1 protein-coding gene is annotated in these 1,751 nt (G+C 76.2%); it reads right to left on the minus strand.

Annotation, left to right across the window (positions count from 1 at the left end; translation table 11 throughout):
• Positions 1-1,751, minus strand: a 1,751-nt coding sequence (locus tag STRAU_RS35755) for an SDR family NAD(P)-dependent oxidoreductase (RefSeq protein ID WP_037664123.1), incomplete at both ends; no start/stop codon positions are given.

Raw genomic sequence — 1,751 nt, forward strand, 5'->3', positions numbered from 1 at the left:
GTCCAGGGCGCGGCGGGCCTCCGGCAGGTCGTCGAGCAGCGGGCTCGGCCGCCGCACGGTGAAGGCCGGGGCGAACCGCTCCCAGTCGACGTCGGCGACGGTGACCAGGGCGTCGCGGACACCGAGTGCGTGCCGCAGCGCGGCGACGGCCGACTCGGGCCGCATGACGGGCAGGCCCCGCTTGCGCAGGTGCGCCGCCGCCTCGTCGTCCCCGGCCATGCCCGATCCGGCCCACGGCCCCCAGGCGACGGACGTCACCGCGCGCCCCTGGGCCCTGCGCCGCTCGGCGAGCCCGTCGAGGAAGGCGTTGGCGGCGGCGTACGCGGCCTGGCCTCCGCTGCCCCACACGCCGGCGATGGACGAGAACAGTACGAAGGCGTCCAGCGGTGTGTCGCCGAGCAGTTCGTCCAGGTGTGCCGCACCCGCGGTCTTCGCCGTGACGATCGCGGCGAAGTCCTCCGGCCCCGTCTCGCCGATCACGCGGTCCTGTCCCAGGCCCGCCGCGTGCACGACGGCGCTGAGCGGCGCGTCCGCGGTGATCTCGTCCAGGAGCCGGGCGAGCGCGTCCCGGTCGGCCACGTCGCAGGCGGCGATGGTGACCTCGGCGCCCAACTCCTCCAGTTCGGCACGGAGTTCGGCTGCTCCGGGCGCGTCGGGGCCGCGCCTGCTGGTCAGTACGAGATGCCGGGCGCCGCCGCCCGCGCACCACCGCGCCACGTGGGCGCCGAGGGCGCCGGTGCCGCCGGTGATCAGTACGGTGCCGTGCGGCTGCCAGGGCTCGGCGGGCACGGTGCTCCTGGGTGCTCGTACGAGACGGCGTACGAAGACACCCGAGGGGCGCACGGCCAGCTGGTCCTCGGTGAAGCCGTCCGAGGCGGTACGGGCGAGGAGAGTGCTGAGGTGGGTGCGGGCGGGGGCCGGGGCGGCCGCGGTGGCCTCCGTGGGGCCGAGGTCGATGAGGCCGCCCCACACGTCGGGGTGTTCGAGGCCCACGACCCGTCCGAAGCCCCATGCCTGCGACTGCGCGGCGCCGCGCACGGTCTCGGCGGTGCCCACGGACACCGCGCCGGACGTGGCGATCCACAGCCGTCCGCCGGCCTCGGCGTCGACGCATGCCTGTGTCAGGGCGAGGGTCGCGGCCATGCCCCGGGTCAGCGACGCGGAGTTCTCGTACGGACGCTCGTCCAGGGCCAGGAGGGACAGCACACCGGCGAGCGGGGCGCCCGGCTCCCGCAGCAGCGCCGTCAGCGCCGTGCGGTCGGCGGCCTCGTCGCCGACGACGACGCGCCGGACGTCCGCACCGGCCGCGGCGAGCGCGTCCTCCGCGGCCGCGCACCAGGGGTGTTCGGCGGCACCGCCCGGGACCAGCAGCACCCAGGTGCCCCGGAGAGCCGGAGCGGCCCCGGACGAGGAGGCGGCGGGCAGCGGCTTCCACGTGACCTGGTAGCGCAGGGCGTCCACCTGGAGCTGTTCCTGCTGTCGGCGCCGCCAGGACGCGAGCGCGGGCAGCACCGCCTTGAGGGACGCCTCCTGGTCGAGGTCCAGCGTCTCCGCGAGACCTTCGAGGTCCTCGCGCTGCACGACCTCCCAGAACTCGGCGTCCACGCCGGTGCCCTGGCCGTCGGCGGCCGGGCGGGAGTCCTTCGGCTGCGGCCAGTAGGTGCGGTGCTGGAAGGCGTACGTGGGGAGGTCGACGCGGGGGCGTGCTTTCGCCGGAGCGAACAGCGGCGTCCAGTCGATCTCGGCCCCGC

Origin of the sequence: Streptomyces aurantiacus JA 4570 (genome assembly GCF_000414115.1) — a bacterium.
Taxonomy (GTDB): domain Bacteria; phylum Actinomycetota; class Actinomycetes; order Streptomycetales; family Streptomycetaceae; genus Streptomyces; species Streptomyces aurantiacus_A.